The following is a 15,152-nucleotide window of genomic DNA, read 5'->3' on the forward strand; positions in this document are numbered from 1 at the left end:
CCGGGAACGGGGTGTCCGGCAGCCGCCGTCGTGCGTCAACGCCATGCTTCAGAACAGGGCGTCAGAACAAGGGCGCCAGTCCAGCGCGGCGGGAGCAGTTACTGGACCAGGCCCTTCTCCTTGAGCCACGCCGCAGCAGCGTCCTTGGGGTTCTGCTTCTGGCTGCCGCTGACCGCGCGGTTGAGGTTGATCAGATCCTCGGTGGTGAGGACCTTGGAGACGGCGTTCAGGGTTTCCTTCGCCTTGTCCGTCATCTTCGCCGTGTTGTAGAGCGGCAGGACCTGCTGGGCGATGAAGTTGTTCTTCGGGTCCTCCAGCACCACCAGGTCGTTGTCGGCGATGGACGGGGTGGTGGTGTAGATGTCGGCCACCTGCACCTGATCCGACAGCAGGGCCTTGAGCGTGACCGCTCCGCCGCCGTCGCTGAACGGTTCCAGCTTCTTGGGCACGCAGTTGTAGTTCTTCTCCAGGCCCGGGAGCCCGTACGCCCGCTCGGCGAAGGTGGCCGGGGCGCCCACGACGATTTCGCTGCAGACCTTGGCGAGGTCCTCAATCGACTTCAGCTGGTACTTCTCCGCGGTGGCCTTCGTGACCACCATGGCGTCCTTGTCCTCGGCCTTGGCCGGCTCCAGCACGGCCAGACCCTCCGGGAGCTTGCCCGGCAGCGCCTTGTAGATGTCCTCGGCCGACACCTCCGTGGCGTCCTTGCTCACGTGCAGGAGCAGGTTGCCGCTGTAGTCCGGAATCACGTCCACCGAGCCATCCTGGACGGCCTTGAAGTAGACCTCGCGGGAGCCGATGTTCGGTTTGGTGCTGGCGGTGACGCCGGCTCCGTTCAGCGCCCCGGCATAGACCTCGGCGATGATCTGGCTCTCGGTGAAGTCGGCGGACCCGATCACCAGGGGCGCTCCCGCGCCGGACGTGGCTCCGCCGGTGGCGGGGGCTGTGGAGAGCGGATCGGATGAGCCTCCGCAGGCGGACAGTGCGAGGGCCAGGCCTACGCCGGCGGCCAGACCGCCGAATGCGCGCCGGCCGAGGCCCAGTGGGCGGGTTTCCTTCATGACGTACCTCCTTGAACAACAGTCCCCGCGGGAACGGGGTCCGTGAGATCAACCGCAGCCTGCTGGCTCCGGTCTGGCTGGTGGGAGGCGCCCCGGGACAGGAACAGCCTCTGGATGAGTGCGAGGACAAGGTCGACGGCGATCGCCAGGCCAGCGATCAGCAGGGACCCGCCCAGCATCTGGGGGAAATCGGACAGGACCAGGCCGTCGAAGAGATACCGGCCGAGTCCGCCGAGGTTGATGTACGCCACCACGGAGACGGTGGCGATGGCCTGCAGCACGCCGGTCCGGAACCCGCCGTACATCACGGGCAGGGCGTTGGGGAACTCGGCGCGGAACAGCACCTGGAGCTCTGTCATTCCCATGGCCCGGGCGGCGTCGACCACGTTCCGGTCCACGCTGGCGATGCCGGCGTACGTTCCGGCCAGCAGCGGCGGGACCGTCAGGATCACCAGCGCCCAGATCGGCGGCATAAGCCCGATGCCGGCCAGCAGGACGAAGAGCGTGAGCAGGCCCAGGGTGGGCAGGGCCCGGAGTGCGCCGGCCACGGCGACGGCGGCGACCCGCCCCCGGCCGGTGTGCCCGACGTAGAGCCCGATGGGCACCGCAATGGCCGTGGCGATCACCATCACCAGGCTGGTGTAAAACAGGTGCTCGGCCACCCGCGCCGGGATTCCGGCGCTGCCGGACCAGTTCGCCGGGTCGCTGAGCCAGGCGAAGGTGTCGGTGACCACGTTGCTCATGCGTTCCCCCCTCCGGTCTTGGGACGCGCGAACCGCAGCGCACCGGCAGCTGTGCCTGCTTTGTCCCCACCGGCAGCTGTGCCTGCTTTGTCACCGCTGGACGCTGTGTCGGCGCTGCCCCCGGCGGCGGCACGGGTCCAGGGGGTCAGGAGCCGTTCAAGGAGGACCAGGACGGCGTCCATCACAAGCGCGAGGATAAGGATGGCGATGATCCCCACCACCACTTCGGTCACAAAGTCCCGCTGCAGGCCGGAGGTGAAGAGCATCCCTAGGTTGCCGATGCCCAGCAGGGCCGCGACGCTCACCAGCGAGATGTTGCTGACGGAGACGACGCGCAGCCCGGCGAAGAGCACCGGCAGGGACAGCGGCAGGTCGATCTGCAGGAAGCGGGCGAACGGTTTGAATCCCATGGCGACGGCGGCTTGCCGGAGGTCCTCGTCCACTGAGTCGAACGCGTCCAGCGTGGCGCGCACCAGCAGGGCGACGGCGTAGATGGTCAGGGCCACCACAACGTTGACGGGGTCCAGGATGCGGGTGCCGAGGACGGTGGGCAGGATGATGAACAGCGCCAGGGACGGGATGGTGTAGAGCAGCGACGACGCGGTCAGCACCACGGACCGGAGCCCGCGGCTCTGCCGGGCGAGCTGGGCCAGCGGGACGGCGATGAGCACCCCGAACACCATCGGCAGGATGGCCAGGACAAGGTGCTGGCCGGCGAGGCTGTAGACCTGTGCGCTGTTGGCCAGGAACCACTCCATCAGAGCGCACCCTGGCGGACGGTCCGGTCCGATTCGATCACGGCGAGGACTTCCGCGGCGGTGATGACGCCCGCCACCCGCCCGTCGGCGTCCACGGCGACGCCGAGGCCGGACGGTGAGGACAGCGCGGCGTCGAGGGCGCGGCGGAGCGTGTCACCCTTCCGGAAGAGGGAGCCGCCGGGCACGGTCGCGGAGCCCTTGCCCGGGCCCGACCAGCCGAGGGGTCGCAGGGCGTCGTCGACCACCAGCTGCCACTCCTCCGAAGGGTTCCCGGCGCGCTCCAGTTCGGCGGGGGTAACCGTTGCGGCGCGGTGCACTGTGACGCCGTCGGACGGGCTGAACGCCAGGTGCCGGAAGCCGCGGTCCCGGCCCACGAAGGACGCCACGAAGTCATTGGCCGGTGCCCGGAGGATTTCCTCCGGGGTGGCGTACTGGGCGAGTTTTCCGCCGAGGCCGAAGACCGCCACCTTGTCGCCGAGGACGGTGGCCTCGTCAATGTCGTGGGTGACGAAGACGATGGTCTTGGCCAGGTCCCGCTGGAGCCGGAGGAGTTCCTGCTGGAGCTCGTCGCGCACCACGGGGTCCACGGCGCTGAAGGGTTCATCCATCAGCAGCACGGGCGGGTCCGCGGCGAGGGCCCGGGCCACTCCGACGCGCTGCTGCTGGCCGCCGGAGAGCTGCGCCGGGTACCGCTTGCCCAGTGCGGACGCCAGCCCGACGACGTCGAGCAGTTCCTGCGCGCGTTTCCGCGCCTCGGCCTTGCCCACGCCGTTGAGCCGGGGCACGGTGGCGATGTTGTCCAGCACGGAGCGGTGCGGCATCAGCCCGGAGGACTGCATCACGTAGCCCATGGAGCGGCGCAGCTTCGCCGCCGGCACAGCGGTGACGTCCTCGCCGCCGACGGTGATGGTGCCGGAAGTTGGCTCGACCATGCGGTTAATCATCCGCAGTGACGTGGTCTTGCCGCACCCCGATGGCCCGACAAACACCGTGATGGCACCCTTGTCGATGGACATGGTCAGCTCATCGACGGCAGGCTGCCCGCTCTGGTATTGCTTGGTGACGCTCTGGAACTCGATCATGGCTTCAGCCATTTCCGGGCTTACCTAACTGTTCGAAGCAACATCGGACCAGCCAACTGATCATAGGCACGCCGATTTTTGGCTGTAAAGCACGTGGAACTCAGCCTAGCCAGCGCAGCCGACAAAGTCAGGGACCTTATCAAATTGCGCCGTGGCCGACGTTGCAATTCGGTGCCGGCCTGCCCGCGGATGGGTGGCGGTCAACGCGGGGTCACACCGCGCCCATCCCGGCGGTCGGAATGGGCCGCACGTGACCCCGCGTTGCTTCATACCGCGCCGCCCGGTCAGCGGCCCCGCCGGGCGGTGCCGCGCCGGCCCTTGCCGCCGGACCGTTCGCGCTGCCGTTCGGCCGCCTCATGGCTGTCCCTTTCCGCGGAGCGCTGGCTCTTGCCGCCGGCGGAGATTTTCTGCTGCCACTCCCGCGCGTACGCGCGCCGCGCGGCCGCGTCATGCCGCCGGGCCAGGGCCGCGAGTTCGCGCTGGAGTTTCAGGTAGCTGGCCCAGCGGCGCTCATCCAGGGCCCCGTCCGCGATCGCGGACTGCACGGCGCACCCGGGCTCGCGGCCGTGTGCGCAGTCCGAAAACCGGCACTGCCTGAATAGCTCGTCGAGGTCGCCGAACATCTCCTCCATCCCGGTCTCGGCGTCGAACAGCCCGTACCCGCGCACCCCGGGGGTATCCATCAGGACGGCGCCGCCCGGCAGGGGCACCAGCTCCCGCGAGGTGGTGGTGTGCCGGCCTTTGCCGTCGCCGGCCCGGACAGTCCCGGTTTCCTGGATGTCGACGCCGGCCAGGGCGTTGATGAGCGTGGACTTGCCGGCCCCCGAGGGGCCCAGCAGCACCAGGGTGCCGCCGGCCGGCAGGTGGCCCAGCAGTTCGTCGAGGCCGTCGCCCTGTTCCGCGGAGGTGGTCACCACCGCGACACCGGCGGCCTGGAGGACCACTTTCCCGACGACGTCGTCCGCGATGTCGGCAAGGTCCGCCTTGGTGATAATCACCAGCGGGGTGGCCCCCGAGTCCCACGCCGCGACCAGGGTGCGTTCCAGCCGGTTGTGGGTGAGCGGCCGGTCCACGGGCACCACGACGCCAACAATGTCGATGTTGGCGCCGAGCACCTGCGAGTCCGACGAGGATTCAAACGCGCGCTTGCGGCTGAGTTCCGAATGGCGCGGCAGGATCCCGGTGATGGCGGGCTCCCCCGCGGTGTTGGCTCCCAGCCAGACCCAGTCCCCGGTGGCGGGCAGCTCCCCGCCGCCGGGGTAGGCCAGGTGGAGGGTGGCATTATGCGCCGCGACCAGGACCCGGTTGCGGTCCACGCGGATGACCCGGCCCGCCCCGGTGCCGCCCGGTACGGGGTGGGCGGCAAAACGTTCGGCGACGGCGGGCGTGAAGCCGTAGCCGGCCGGGCCGGGGAAGGTGTTGGTGTTGCCGGGGGTGGCTCCGGCTGCGCCTGGTTGTGCGAGAGAAGAAGTAGTCAACGAAAAACCCTTTGATGGGCCCCGGGTGGTGTGCCGCCGCGGCAAAACTGGCGGTGGTGGGAACCTCGCAGCTGCTAGCGGGTGCTGGTGGCCGGGGCAGGAATAATGACGTGGTTGGGGTTGGCGCGCAGCGCGCACCGGACTGTTGCAGTCATCGTCTCCACCTCCCCGTTCCCTCTCGCTCCACCCGGGATCCGGGCGGTTTATTCAGCGTGTTCCTTCAGCGCGGCCGGGTCCTGCCCGGCGGTTCCTTCAGGGTAGCCGGGCCCGGCCGCGCTGGCTAGGGAATTTCCGCGGAAAGTTTGCCGTCCAGCGGCCGCTCCCGGTAGAGCCGGAGGGCCACCTCAACCAGCGAGACCTTGTTCAGCTCCCCGACATCCCCCAGCGGGATCCACGCCGCGTGGGTGGTGCTGCCGTTTACCTCGTGCCGCAGCTCCCCGCCGGTCACCTCCGCTTCGTAAATGAGCCGGAGGGACTGGAAGTCGCGTTCGCCGCCGTCGATCCGGATTTCCGCGGGCCAGTGCCCGACGTCGATCCCCAGCATGGTGCCGACCCTGGCGGAGTATCCGGTCTCCTCATAGACCTCGCGTCGGCATCCGTCCACCGGATGCTCGCCCAGGTCCAGGCCGCCCCCCGGGAGCGTCCAGCCTTCCTTGCCGCCCTGCTTCCAGTACGCCAGCAGGATGGCGCCGTCGCGGATGATGACCGCGTAGGCAGCGGGCCGGGTGTCGAAGTTCAGGCTCATCCGTTCAGCCCTGCTCGGCCACGAGCTGGAGCACCCCGAAGACGGGATCCTGCTCGAGGATCCGGACGTCGGTGATGCCTGCAGCTGCGAGCGCTGCACGGAAGGACTCCTGCAGTCGCGGAACGTTCATGCCCAGTCCCCCGCCGAGGATCACCGGGCCGTCGATGCCCAGCTGCCGGACCGTCTGTTCGGCGAGCGCGGCGAGGTCGTCCCCGGCCTGGTCCACAAGCTCTTGGCTCGCGGCGTGGCCGGCGGCGGCAGCCTCGACCACCAGCCGGGCCCTCTCGGCCCAGTACCGGCGCCCGGTGTCCGGGGCGTGGAAGAGCGCGATCAGTTTGTTGGGCTCGTCCACGCCGCAGGAGGCGAGCAGGGCCGTGGTCAGCTGGTCCGGCTGCTGCCCCTGGTTCATCCGGCGCAGGCTGTGGCGGACGGCCTCGCGGCCCAGCCAGTACCCGCTGCCCTCGTCGCCCAGCAGGTACCCCCAGCCGCCGGCGCGGGCCTCCGCGCCCAGGCTGTTCCGGCCCCAGGCCGCTGAACCCGTTCCGCCGATGACTGCGACGCCGGTGCTCGCCCCACCGGCGGCCAGCAGCAGCCTCGAATCATGGACCACCGTGATCCGGGCGCCGGGGACGTGCGGCGCGATCAGCGCGGCGAGCGCCTCGGCGTCGGCCTCGGTATCAATGCCGCCGGCCCCCGCATACACCTGGGCCACCGTCCCGCCGCCGATCCGGCCGAAGAGTTCCGCGAGGTGCAGGGCGGCTTCCTCGCGGCTGACGTTCTGGACGTTGGAGCTGCCCACAGACGCATCGCCGACCGCGGCCCCGTCCTCGAAGCGGACGCCGCGGGTCTTGGTCCCGCCGATGTCGAGGCCGATCACGGCGCCGGGTACGGTCGGGGCAACGGGGTCCGCCGACGGCGGGATGTCAGAATGGGTCACCGGAACAGCCTACTGAATCACGCACAGGAGTGAGCAATGTCGCACGGTATCTTCGGCACCCGGATCATCGCCGCGCCCATGGCCGGCGGGACGTCCACCCCCGGGTTCGTGACGGCCGTCCATGGCGCCGGCGGGCTGGGTTTCCTGGCCGCAGGCTACAAGACCGTGGCAGCCATGCAGGCCGAGATCGCCGCCGTCCGCTCCGCGGGCGCCCGGTTCGGCATGAACCTGTTCGTTCCCGACCCCGCGCAGCTTCCGCCGTCCCCGGCCGTCCGGTCCCGGCTGGAGGACTACCGGGCGCAGCTGGAGCCTGATGCCCTGCGCTACGGCGTGGTCGTGCCACCGCTGCGGCTCGACGACGATGACTACTGGGACGGGAAGGTGCAGGCTCTGCTGGACGACCCCGTGGAGTGGGTCAGTTTCACCTTCGGCCTGCCCGGGGCCGGCATTGTGCAGGCGCTGCAGCGGGCCGGCTCCACGGTGCTCGCCACCGTCACCACGGTTGACGAGGCGCTTGAAGCCGCCGGACAGGGCGTGGACGCGCTGGTGGTGCAGCACCCTTGCGCGGGCGGGCACAGTGCGGCGTTCCAGCCGCAACCCACCGGAGGTGGTGACAATGCCGGTGGTGACAATGCCGGTGGTGAGGGGGTCCCGGGTTCGACGGCGGGGCTGGTCACCCGGGTGCGGGCCGCCGTCGGGCTCCCGCTGGTTGCCGCCGGCGGCGTGACGGACCGGGCGGGAGTCGACGCGGTCCTGGCCGCGGGTGCGCAGGCGGCCCAGCTGGGCACAGCGTTCCTGCGCACCGGCGAGAGCGGCGCCCGGCAGCTGCACAAGGACGCCCTCGCCAGCCCGCACTTCACCCGGACCGGAATGACCAGCGCTTTCACCGGCCGGCCGGCCCGGGCCCTGGTCAACGAGTTCGTCCGGGACCACCCCGTTGCGCCGGAATCCTACCCGGCGGTGCACCACCTCACCGCTCCCCTGCGCGCGGCGGCCGCGGCGGCCGGGGATCCGGAGCGGCTGAACCTCTGGGCCGGAACCGGCTGGCGGCAGGCCGGGACCGGGTCCGTGGCAGAGGTTCTGGCGGGGCTGCTGGACTGACGGGAAGCCACACCGCGCCCCGGCACGGCCCGCCCCCGCCGCCGCGCACCCCCGAGGTCGTCCAGTTCGCCGGAGCCTTGCGGGTTCGCCGGAACGTTCCCGCGATCTCGCAGGCTTCCGGCGAACTGGACGCCACGGGCCGGTTGAGGCACCCGGAGCCGGCTCAGGTACTTGGCGCCGGCCCGGGCCCGCTCAGACGCCGGAGCGCCCGCGGACGAAGGCAACGAGCAGCGCGGGGCCGTCGCTGAGCACCAGCTCCCGGAACAGCCGCACCGGGTCCGGCTCGGCGTCCGCTCCCCCGCGCCGCTCCCGCCAGGCCAGCCCGATTTCCCGGAAGGCCAGGCCTGAGTCGAGGGCCAGCTCCACCCAGCCCAGGTCCCCCGACTGCGCCGCGACATGCCGCCCGGGGGCCATCCCGCCCGGCGGCAGGATGCTCACTCCGAGACCTGCCGAGACGAGGCCACGGGCCGTGTGGGAGTCCTGGCTCTCGAAGGCGATCCGCGGCCGGAAGCCGGCCTCGCGGAAGAGCGCATCGGTCAGCGAGCGCATGCCGTAGCCGGGCCCCATGGCCACGAACGGCTCATGCCGGATCTCCTCGAGCCGGGCGCGCCGGCGTTTGGCGAGCGGGTGGCGGTGGTGGACCACCAGGCGCAGCGGTTCCCGGTACAGGGCCGCCGAGGAGATCAGCCGGCTCGGCGGCGCCACCGGGGCCGTCAGGGCCAGGTCGGCGTCCCCGGCGGCCAGCTCCGCCAGGCAGCCGTCCCGGGCACCTTGGCTGAGCTCAAAGGCCGGCTGGGGATACCGGCTCCGGAAGGCACTGATCAGCAGCGGCAGCATCGCCTCCCCGAACGTGTGCTGGAAGGACACCGCGATCCGGCCACGGACCACCTCCGCGTCATGCCGCACCAGGTCCAGCCCGGCCTGGAACTCGCCCAGCGCCGCCTCGATGTGTGGCAGCAGGGCTTTGGCGGCCGCCGTCAGCCGCACGCCGCGGCCGTCGCGGATCAGGAGCTCGGTCCCGATGATGCTGCTGGCCCGGGCAATGCCCCGGCTGACCGTCGACTGCGGCAGGCCCAGCACCTCGGCCGTTTCCGTGATGTGTTCCGTGCGGCCCAGTTCTGCCAGCAGGGGCAGCAGCGGCAGCAGCTGGACCAGCTGCCTGTGCTCGACGTCCATGGCGGCTTCCTCCATTTTGATCCACTTTTGCTATGTATCCTATGAGAATCATGCATTGGAGGCATGTTCCGGGGAAGCCTACGCTGGGGACATGCCCCATCTTCCGCTGCTCCGCCGCACCGCCGTCCCGGCCGACAGCCAGCCCGCCTTGGCGGGTCATGCTGCCGGGCATGCGAAGGGGTCCGCGGCCTACCGGAAGATCCTCGCGGCGCTGGCGTTCGCCGGCGTCGCCACGTTCGCCCAGCTCTATTCCACCCAGGCGGTGCTGCCCCTGATGGCGGCGGAGCTGCAGGTGACGGCCGCCGAGGCGGCACTGACCATCTCCCTGGCCACCGTGGGGCTGGCCGTAACGGTGCTCCCGTGGTCTTTCCTTGCCGACCGGATCGGCCGGGTCCGGGCCATGACGTGGGGCATCCTGGCCGCCACGGTCCTGGGCCTGCTGGTCCCGCTGGCCACCACCTTCCCCATGCTGCTGGGCCTGCGGATGCTCGAAGGAATGGCACTGGGCGGCATTCCCGCAATCGCCATCGCCTACCTCAATGAGGAGGTCAACAAGGCCCATGCCGCGCTGGCGGCCGGAACGTACGTCGCAGGCACCACGCTGGGCGGGCTGGCCGGGCGGCTGCTGGCCGGCGTCACCGGCGAGCTCTGGGGCTGGCGAGCCGCTGCGCTGTCGGTCTCGGTCCTGGCGGCCGTGGCGGCCGTCCTGTTCCTGGCCCTCGTGCCGCGGGCGCAAGGATTCACCGCGGCCGCGGCGGGCGGATTCCGTGGCGCCCTCAGGACGCTGGCAGGCCACAGCCGGAACCCGCGGCTGCTGGCGCTCTACGTCCAGGCGTTCCTGCTGATGGGCGGTTTCGTAGCGGTCTACAACTACCTGGGATTCCGGCTCTCCGGGGAGCCCTTCAGCCTCCCGGCCGGCATCATCAGCCTGATCTTCCTGGCCTACCTCTCCGGGACGGTCTCCTCCCGCTGGGCCGGCGGGCTGGCGGCCCGGTTCGGGCGGCGCACGGTGCTGATCTCGGGAACGGTGCTGATGGCGGCGGGCCTGGCCCTGACACTGACCACCATGCTGCCGCTCATTCTGGCGGGACTGCTGCTGTTCACCGGCGGCTTCTTCGCGGCGCACAGCATCGGCGCGGGCTGGACCGGCGCCATCGCCGCAACCGGGCGGGCCCAGGCCGCCTCGCTCTACAACCTCGCGTATTACCTCGGCTCCAGCGTCATCGGCTGGGCCGGCGGGCTGGTCTTTCAGTCCCTGGGCTGGCAGGCCCTGGCCCTGACCGTCATCGGGCTCGCCTGCACGACGGCGGTGATCACCGCCGTCGTGCATCCCGCCGGAACCGCCGGCGGCACGCCCGCCGCCCCCGCCGGAGCGTGCTAGCGCGTCGCTTCGATGGCCTGCACCAGGTCGGCCACCACGTCGGCGGGGTCCTCCAGGCCCACGGACACCCGCAGCAGGGTGGCGTGCGGCTTGGCGTCGGCGGCCACCGGCCGGTGGGTCAGCCCGGCAGGATGCTGGATCAGGGTGTCGATCCCGCCCAGTGAGACCGCGTGCGTGATCATGCCGACGGCGGAGGGAATCCGTTCGGCGTGCTCCGCACTGCCCACCTCGAAGGCCAGCAGCGAGCCGGGACCGGCCATCTGGGTTCCAACGAGCCCCTGCGGATCGCATTCAGGCAGCCCCGGATAAAACACCCGCCGGACCAGGCCGTGGCCGGCCAGGGCGACGGCGACTTTCTGCGCGCCGGCCTGCTGGGCGCGCACCCGGACCGGCAGGGTAGCCAGCCCGCGGTGAAGCAGGTAGGCGGGCCAGGGTGTGAGGATGCCGCCCGTGACGGCCCGGATCTGCCGCAGCCGGGTGGTCCACTCGGGAGCGGCCGCCACCACCCCGCCCATGGCGTCGCCGTGTCCGCCCAGGAACTTGGTGGCACTGTGCAGCACCATGGCGGCACCGTGCGCGAAGGGCTGCTGGAGGATCGGACTGGCGAAGGTGTTGTCGACCAGCAGGGGCACGCCGTCAGCGGCCGCGGCCATTGTGGCGATGTCGACCAGTTCCAGGCTCGGGTTGGCCGGCGTCTCGAGGATCACCAGGCCGGTGTCGGGGCGGAGTGCGGCGTGGACGCCGTCGGGGGTGGTGAAGGTGACCTCGGTGCCGAGCATCCCGGAGGCCAGCAGGTGGTCGCTTCCGCCGTACAGCGGCCGGACCGCGACCACATGCTTCTTTCCGGTGGCGACGACGGCGAGCAGCACCGCGCTCAGTGCCGCCATGCCTGTGGCAAAGGCGACGGCCTCCGGGGTTCCTTCCAGGACGGCGACCCCCTCCTCGAAGCGTGCCACGGTGGGGTTCCAGAGCCGCTGGTAGACAGTGCTCTGCCCCTCGACGTGGGCGCCGCCCGTGGCCATGTGCTCATAGGCCAGGCCGCCGTCGTGCACGGAGGGAAGGGGCGCCGTGGTGGACAGGTCGATGGGCACTGCGTGGAGGCCCAGCTCCGTGAGCCCGTTCCGGCCGGCGTGGACCGCCAGCGAGTCTTGAGAAAGCACCTTGCTCCTTATGAATATTCGCCATTGAATCCGGCAAGTATCTGGCAATAATTCGGAGTTTTACAGAGGACGTGAATGGAACCGGCGGATATTGCCGTTTATGATGAACTGACAACACTTCAAGGAGGATCCGTGAGTAGCAGTGCGAAGAATCTTCGGCCGGGACCCGCCGCCGGAGAGCCGCTGGACGCCATTGATGAGCGCCTGCTAGCTGCCCTCGTGGCCGATGCCCGGATCTCCAACAAGCAGCTGGCCGAGCTGGTCGGCATTGCGCCGTCCACGGCCCTGATGCGCACCCGCGCCCTGTCGGAGCGCGGCATCATCGAGGGCTTCGAGGCGAAACTGAACCTCTCCGCGATCGGCCGCTCCGTCCAGGCCCTCATCGCCGTCCGGCTCCGCGCCCACGACCGCGAACAGATCGACCGGTTCACGTCCCGGGTGCCCCGGCTCCCCGCAGTGCTTTCCACCTTCCACACCTCCGGGTCAGTGGACTACCTGCTGCACATCGCCGTCGCCACCACCGAGGACCTCCGGGACTGGGTGCTGGACAACCTGGCCACCGATCCGGTGGTGGGCCACACAGAGACCACCCTGGTGTTCGACCACATCCAGGGCAACCACGGCCCGCTCCCGGACTAGCCTGCCTGGCGCAGGGAGGCCCGCAGGGCGACCGCCGCGAGGACGACTGCCGCGGCGGCGCACAGCGCCACAAAACCCGCAACCGCCGCCTGCAGGCCGACGACGCCGACGGCAAGCCCCAGCCCGATCACCGGGAAGGCGCTGCCGAGGTAGGTGATGACATAGACGGTACTGATGATCTGCGCATGGCGAGAGGCCTCGACCTTGCCGGCGACGTCGTTAAAGACCGTCCGGAACGACACGCCCTGCCCGATGCCGGCGGTGATGCTGGCGAGAATCAGCAGCCAGGGGCTGCTCCAGGCCGCGGCCGCCGCGATCAGCAGCACCGACGCGGCCAGCAGGGTAAGGCCGGCCGGCACCACAAACTTCCCCCGCACGGCCATCAGCTGGCTCAGCGCCGAGGACCCCAGGGTCAGCCCGGCCAGCAGGCCGATCAGGGGCCGCGAGTCAGCGTGCACAATCTGGGCAAAATAGCCCGGGGCCAGGGAGAGGCAGAAGCCGAAGACGGTGAAGCTGAGGAATCCCACCGATGACGCCAGCCAGAAGGCGCCGCGGGCGGACCGGGAGACGGAGGGCCGGCGGGGCGCCAGAACACGCAGGGGCTGCGGGCCCGCGGCCAGGGTGATGGCCGGCCGGGCCTTCAGCAGGTACAGCGGAACCAGCAGGGCTGCCAGCACCACGGAATGCAGGAAATACGGTGTGGTGGTGGGCCCGGGCAGTAGCGAGAGCACTCCCCCGATGGCGGGCCCGGCTGCCACGCCGCCGGCGGACGCCAGCAGCGTAAACCGCGAGGCCCACTCGGGCCGGCTGGGCAGCAGCTCGCGCAGGGCGGCGGAACTGGCGCCGGTGGCGAGGGCCACCGCGATGCCCTGCAGGGCCCGGCCGGCACACAGCGCCAGCAGGCTGTCTGCCATGGCGAAGACGGAGCCTCCGGCGAGGCCAACGAGCACCGCGAGCACCAGGGCGGCCCGGCGGCCGATGTGGTCGGACCAGTGGCCGGCCAGGATCAGCGTGGCCACGAGGGCCAGGACGTAGGCGGAGAAGGCCACAGTGACGTCCAGGGAGGTGATGCCGAGTTTGGCCTGCAGCAGCGGGTACAGCGGGGTGGCCAGGTTGGCGCCGACCAGCAGCGTGAAAATCACGACGCCGGCCATCACCAGCCGCGCCGAGGTGGAGGCGTCCCAGCCCCAGCGCTCTGCCGTGGCCGGGCGCATGCGGAGTTCGCTGAAGACGGTCATGTCTGTGCCCTTGCGTCAAAGCGGGCCGCGCGCTCCCTGCTTGTGGGGGAAGCGCTGGCCCGCGGAAAAGTCGGTACCTCCAGAATGCGGCACCACTGATCCTCACGGCTGAAATTCATGACAAAATTGATCAAAACCGTCAATCACGCGCAGCGAGAATGAACTGGAGTGATGATTTGAACAGTCTGGACCCCACTGACCTGAAGATCCTGCTGGAGCTGATCCGGGATCCGCGGATCCCGATCGGCGAACTCAGTGACACCCTGGGCATAGCCCGCAACACCGCGCAGACCCGGGTCCGGCGGATGCAGCGTTCCGGCCTGCTGCACGACGGCGGCCGCGAGATCGACCTCGAAGCCGTGGGGTACGACGTGGTCGCCTTCGTGACGATCGAGGTCAACCACCGGGAACTTGACGGTGTGGTGGGCGCCCTCCGCCTGATACCCCAGGTGCTGGAAGTCCACGAGATCTCCGGCCGCGGCGACGTGTGGTGCCGCGTGGTGGCCACCGATACGCATAACCTGCAGGCGTCCCTGCGGTCCATCCTGCGGATCAAGGGCGTCATCCGGACCGAGACCGTCCTGGCCCTCCACACCCACATCCAGTACCGCACTGAACCGTTGATCAGCCGGCTGGCCCAGGCAGGATAATGGGCCGGTGACTATCATCGATAACGCCGTCTACGTTGACGGTGTCCGCAGCGCCGAGCCGCAAAGCCTCGAACAGACCTTTGAGACCCTGGAACGGCACGGCGGGATGGCCTGGATCGGCCTCTACCGGCCGACTGAAGACGAGATGGCCGCCGTCGCGGCGGAGTTCGGGCTGCACCGGCTCGCCGTCGAGGACGCGATTTCAGCCCACCAGCGCCCCAAGCTGGAACGCTACGACGACAACCTCTTCACCGTGCTGCGGCCCGCCCGGTACCTGGATGCGACCGAAACCGTGGAATTCGGCGAGCTCCACGTGTTCACCGGCGAGAATTTTGTGGTCACCGTCCGGCATGCCGAGACCGGCGGGGTGGCCCAGGTCCGCCGGAAGCTGGAGCGACGCCCCGATCTGCTGTGCCACGGCCCGGAGGCGGTGCTCTATGCGCTGATGGACCAGGTGGTGGACGACTACGTGCCGGTGGTTGCGGGACTGGAAAACGACATCGACGAGATCGAGGACCAGCTGTTCAGCGGCGACGCCACAGTCTCCCGGCGGATCTACGAACTGGCCCGTGAGGTGATCCAGTTCCAGCGCGCCATCCATCCGCTCCCGGCCATGATCCAGCTGCTCCGCCGCGGCTTCGAAAAGTACCAGGTCGATTCCGAACTCCAGCACAACCTCCGGGACGTCGAGGACCACGTGGAGCGGCTGATCTCCCGCGCCGATTCCTTCCGGGACCTCCTGCAAAACGCCCTCACCTTGGACGGAACCCTGACGGCCAACCGGCAGAACGAGGCCAGCGCCGAACAGAACGAGCAGGTCAAGAAAATCTCGTCCTGGGCCGCCATCTTCTTCGCCCCGTCGTTTGTAGCCGGGGTGTACGGCATGAACTTTGAGCGGATGCCCGAACTGCAGTGGAGCTTCGGCTACCCGATGGCCATCGGGATGATGGCTGCCACCGCGGCGCTGATGTACGTCATCTTCAAACAGAAGGGCTGGCTGTAG

The 15,152-nt window shown here is 70.0% G+C and carries 15 protein-coding genes; 5 read left to right on the plus strand and 10 right to left on the minus strand.

Annotated elements, in window-relative coordinates; all coding sequences use genetic code 11:
- Positions 1-98 precede the first annotated feature (98 nt).
- From ACTWQD_RS05220 to ACTWQD_RS05250, 7 genes are all read right to left on the minus strand, one after another.
- Positions 99-1,061 (minus strand): glycine betaine ABC transporter substrate-binding protein, encoded by a 963-nt coding sequence (locus ACTWQD_RS05220; protein ID WP_443195115.1) that lies wholly within the window; start codon positions 1,059-1,061, stop codon positions 99-101.
- The gene (locus ACTWQD_RS05225; RefSeq protein ID WP_443195116.1) at positions 1,058-1,804 is read right to left on the minus strand and encodes an ABC transporter permease; all 747 of its coding nucleotides are present in this window, start codon (positions 1,802-1,804) and stop codon (positions 1,058-1,060) included. The genes ACTWQD_RS05220 and ACTWQD_RS05225 overlap by 4 nt, the downstream gene beginning before the upstream one ends.
- The gene (locus ACTWQD_RS05230; protein ID WP_443195117.1) at positions 1,801-2,562 is read right to left on the minus strand and encodes an ABC transporter permease; all 762 of its coding nucleotides are present in this window, start codon (positions 2,560-2,562) and stop codon (positions 1,801-1,803) included. Before ACTWQD_RS05230 ends, ACTWQD_RS05225 begins: the two co-directional genes overlap by 4 nt.
- Positions 2,562-3,656 (minus strand): ABC transporter ATP-binding protein, encoded by a 1,095-nt coding sequence (locus tag ACTWQD_RS05235; RefSeq protein WP_443195118.1) that lies wholly within the window; start codon positions 3,654-3,656, stop codon positions 2,562-2,564. The genes ACTWQD_RS05230 and ACTWQD_RS05235 overlap by 1 nt, the downstream gene beginning before the upstream one ends.
- 272 nt (positions 3,657-3,928) lie before the next feature.
- Positions 3,929-5,122 (minus strand): ribosome small subunit-dependent GTPase A, encoded by a 1,194-nt coding sequence (gene rsgA / locus ACTWQD_RS05240; protein WP_443195119.1) that lies wholly within the window; start codon positions 5,120-5,122, stop codon positions 3,929-3,931.
- Between the two features lie 280 nt (positions 5,123-5,402).
- The gene (locus ACTWQD_RS05245; RefSeq protein ID WP_443195120.1) at positions 5,403-5,867 is read right to left on the minus strand and encodes an NUDIX hydrolase; all 465 of its coding nucleotides are present in this window, start codon (positions 5,865-5,867) and stop codon (positions 5,403-5,405) included.
- Between the two features lie 4 nt (positions 5,868-5,871).
- Positions 5,872-6,804 (minus strand): N-acetylglucosamine kinase, encoded by a 933-nt coding sequence (locus tag ACTWQD_RS05250; RefSeq protein ID WP_443195121.1) that lies wholly within the window; start codon positions 6,802-6,804, stop codon positions 5,872-5,874.
- A gap of 36 nt (positions 6,805-6,840) precedes the next feature.
- Between ACTWQD_RS05250 and ACTWQD_RS05255 the strand changes: the two genes are divergently transcribed.
- Entirely contained in the window at positions 6,841-7,905 is a 1,065-nt protein-coding gene (locus tag ACTWQD_RS05255) for a nitronate monooxygenase (RefSeq protein WP_443195122.1), read from the plus strand.
- A gap of 192 nt (positions 7,906-8,097) precedes the next feature.
- On the opposite strand, the gene ACTWQD_RS05260 is transcribed toward ACTWQD_RS05255, so the two are convergent.
- A complete protein-coding gene (locus tag ACTWQD_RS05260) occupies positions 8,098-9,081 on the minus strand; it encodes a LysR family transcriptional regulator (protein WP_443195528.1) in 984 nt (327 codons plus the stop codon).
- Between the two features lie 91 nt (positions 9,082-9,172).
- On the opposite strand from ACTWQD_RS05260, the gene ACTWQD_RS05265 reads away from it, so the two are divergent.
- A complete protein-coding gene (locus tag ACTWQD_RS05265; protein WP_443195123.1) occupies positions 9,173-10,462 on the plus strand; it encodes an MFS transporter in 1,290 nt (429 codons plus the stop codon).
- Here the strand turns inward: ACTWQD_RS05265 and ACTWQD_RS05270 are convergent.
- The gene (locus tag ACTWQD_RS05270; RefSeq protein WP_443195124.1) at positions 10,459-11,622 is read right to left on the minus strand and encodes a trans-sulfuration enzyme family protein; all 1,164 of its coding nucleotides are present in this window, start codon (positions 11,620-11,622) and stop codon (positions 10,459-10,461) included. The genes ACTWQD_RS05265 and ACTWQD_RS05270 overlap by 4 nt on opposite strands.
- A gap of 132 nt (positions 11,623-11,754) precedes the next feature.
- On the opposite strand from ACTWQD_RS05270, the gene ACTWQD_RS05275 reads away from it, so the two are divergent.
- A complete protein-coding gene (locus ACTWQD_RS05275) occupies positions 11,755-12,261 on the plus strand; it encodes an Lrp/AsnC family transcriptional regulator (protein WP_443195125.1) in 507 nt (168 codons plus the stop codon).
- Here ACTWQD_RS05275 and ACTWQD_RS05280 read toward each other — a convergent pair.
- Positions 12,258-13,499, minus strand: coding sequence for an MFS transporter (locus ACTWQD_RS05280; RefSeq protein ID WP_443195126.1), 1,242 nt, complete (start codon positions 13,497-13,499; stop codon positions 12,258-12,260). The genes ACTWQD_RS05275 and ACTWQD_RS05280 overlap by 4 nt on opposite strands.
- A 176-nt stretch (positions 13,500-13,675) precedes the next feature.
- Between ACTWQD_RS05280 and ACTWQD_RS05285 the strand changes: the two genes are divergently transcribed.
- Positions 13,676-14,149, plus strand: a complete 474-nt coding sequence (locus tag ACTWQD_RS05285) for an Lrp/AsnC family transcriptional regulator (RefSeq protein WP_443195127.1) — start codon at positions 13,676-13,678, stop codon at positions 14,147-14,149.
- Between the two features lie 7 nt (positions 14,150-14,156).
- Positions 14,157-15,152, plus strand: coding sequence for a magnesium/cobalt transporter CorA (gene corA / locus ACTWQD_RS05290; protein ID WP_443195128.1), 996 nt, complete (start codon positions 14,157-14,159; stop codon positions 15,150-15,152).

Source organism: Pseudarthrobacter sp. 1C304, from assembly GCF_052245515.1.
Classification (GTDB): domain Bacteria; phylum Actinomycetota; class Actinomycetes; order Actinomycetales; family Micrococcaceae; genus Arthrobacter.

Excerpts from the sequence above, each read along its gene's own strand:
- ACTWQD_RS05220 (WP_443195115.1), bottom strand. The coding sequence starts at position 1,061 with ATGAAGGAAACCCGCCCACTGGGCCTCGGCCGGCGCGCATTCGGCGGT.
- ACTWQD_RS05225 (WP_443195116.1), bottom strand. The coding sequence starts at position 1,804 with ATGAGCAACGTGGTCACCGACACCTTCGCCTGGCTCAGCGACCCGGCG.
- ACTWQD_RS05230 (WP_443195117.1), bottom strand. The coding sequence starts at position 2,562 with ATGGAGTGGTTCCTGGCCAACAGCGCACAGGTCTACAGCCTCGCCGGC.
- ACTWQD_RS05235 (WP_443195118.1), bottom strand. The coding sequence starts at position 3,656 with ATGGCTGAAGCCATGATCGAGTTCCAGAGCGTCACCAAGCAATACCAG.
- ACTWQD_RS05245 (WP_443195120.1), bottom strand. The coding sequence starts at position 5,867 with ATGAGCCTGAACTTCGACACCCGGCCCGCTGCCTACGCGGTCATCATC.
- ACTWQD_RS05255 (WP_443195122.1), top strand. The coding sequence starts at position 6,841 with ATGTCGCACGGTATCTTCGGCACCCGGATCATCGCCGCGCCCATGGCC.
- ACTWQD_RS05260 (WP_443195528.1), bottom strand. The coding sequence starts at position 9,081 with ATGGACGTCGAGCACAGGCAGCTGGTCCAGCTGCTGCCGCTGCTGCCC.
- ACTWQD_RS05265 (WP_443195123.1), top strand. The coding sequence starts at position 9,173 with ATGCCCCATCTTCCGCTGCTCCGCCGCACCGCCGTCCCGGCCGACAGC.
- ACTWQD_RS05280 (WP_443195126.1), bottom strand. The coding sequence starts at position 13,499 with ATGACCGTCTTCAGCGAACTCCGCATGCGCCCGGCCACGGCAGAGCGC.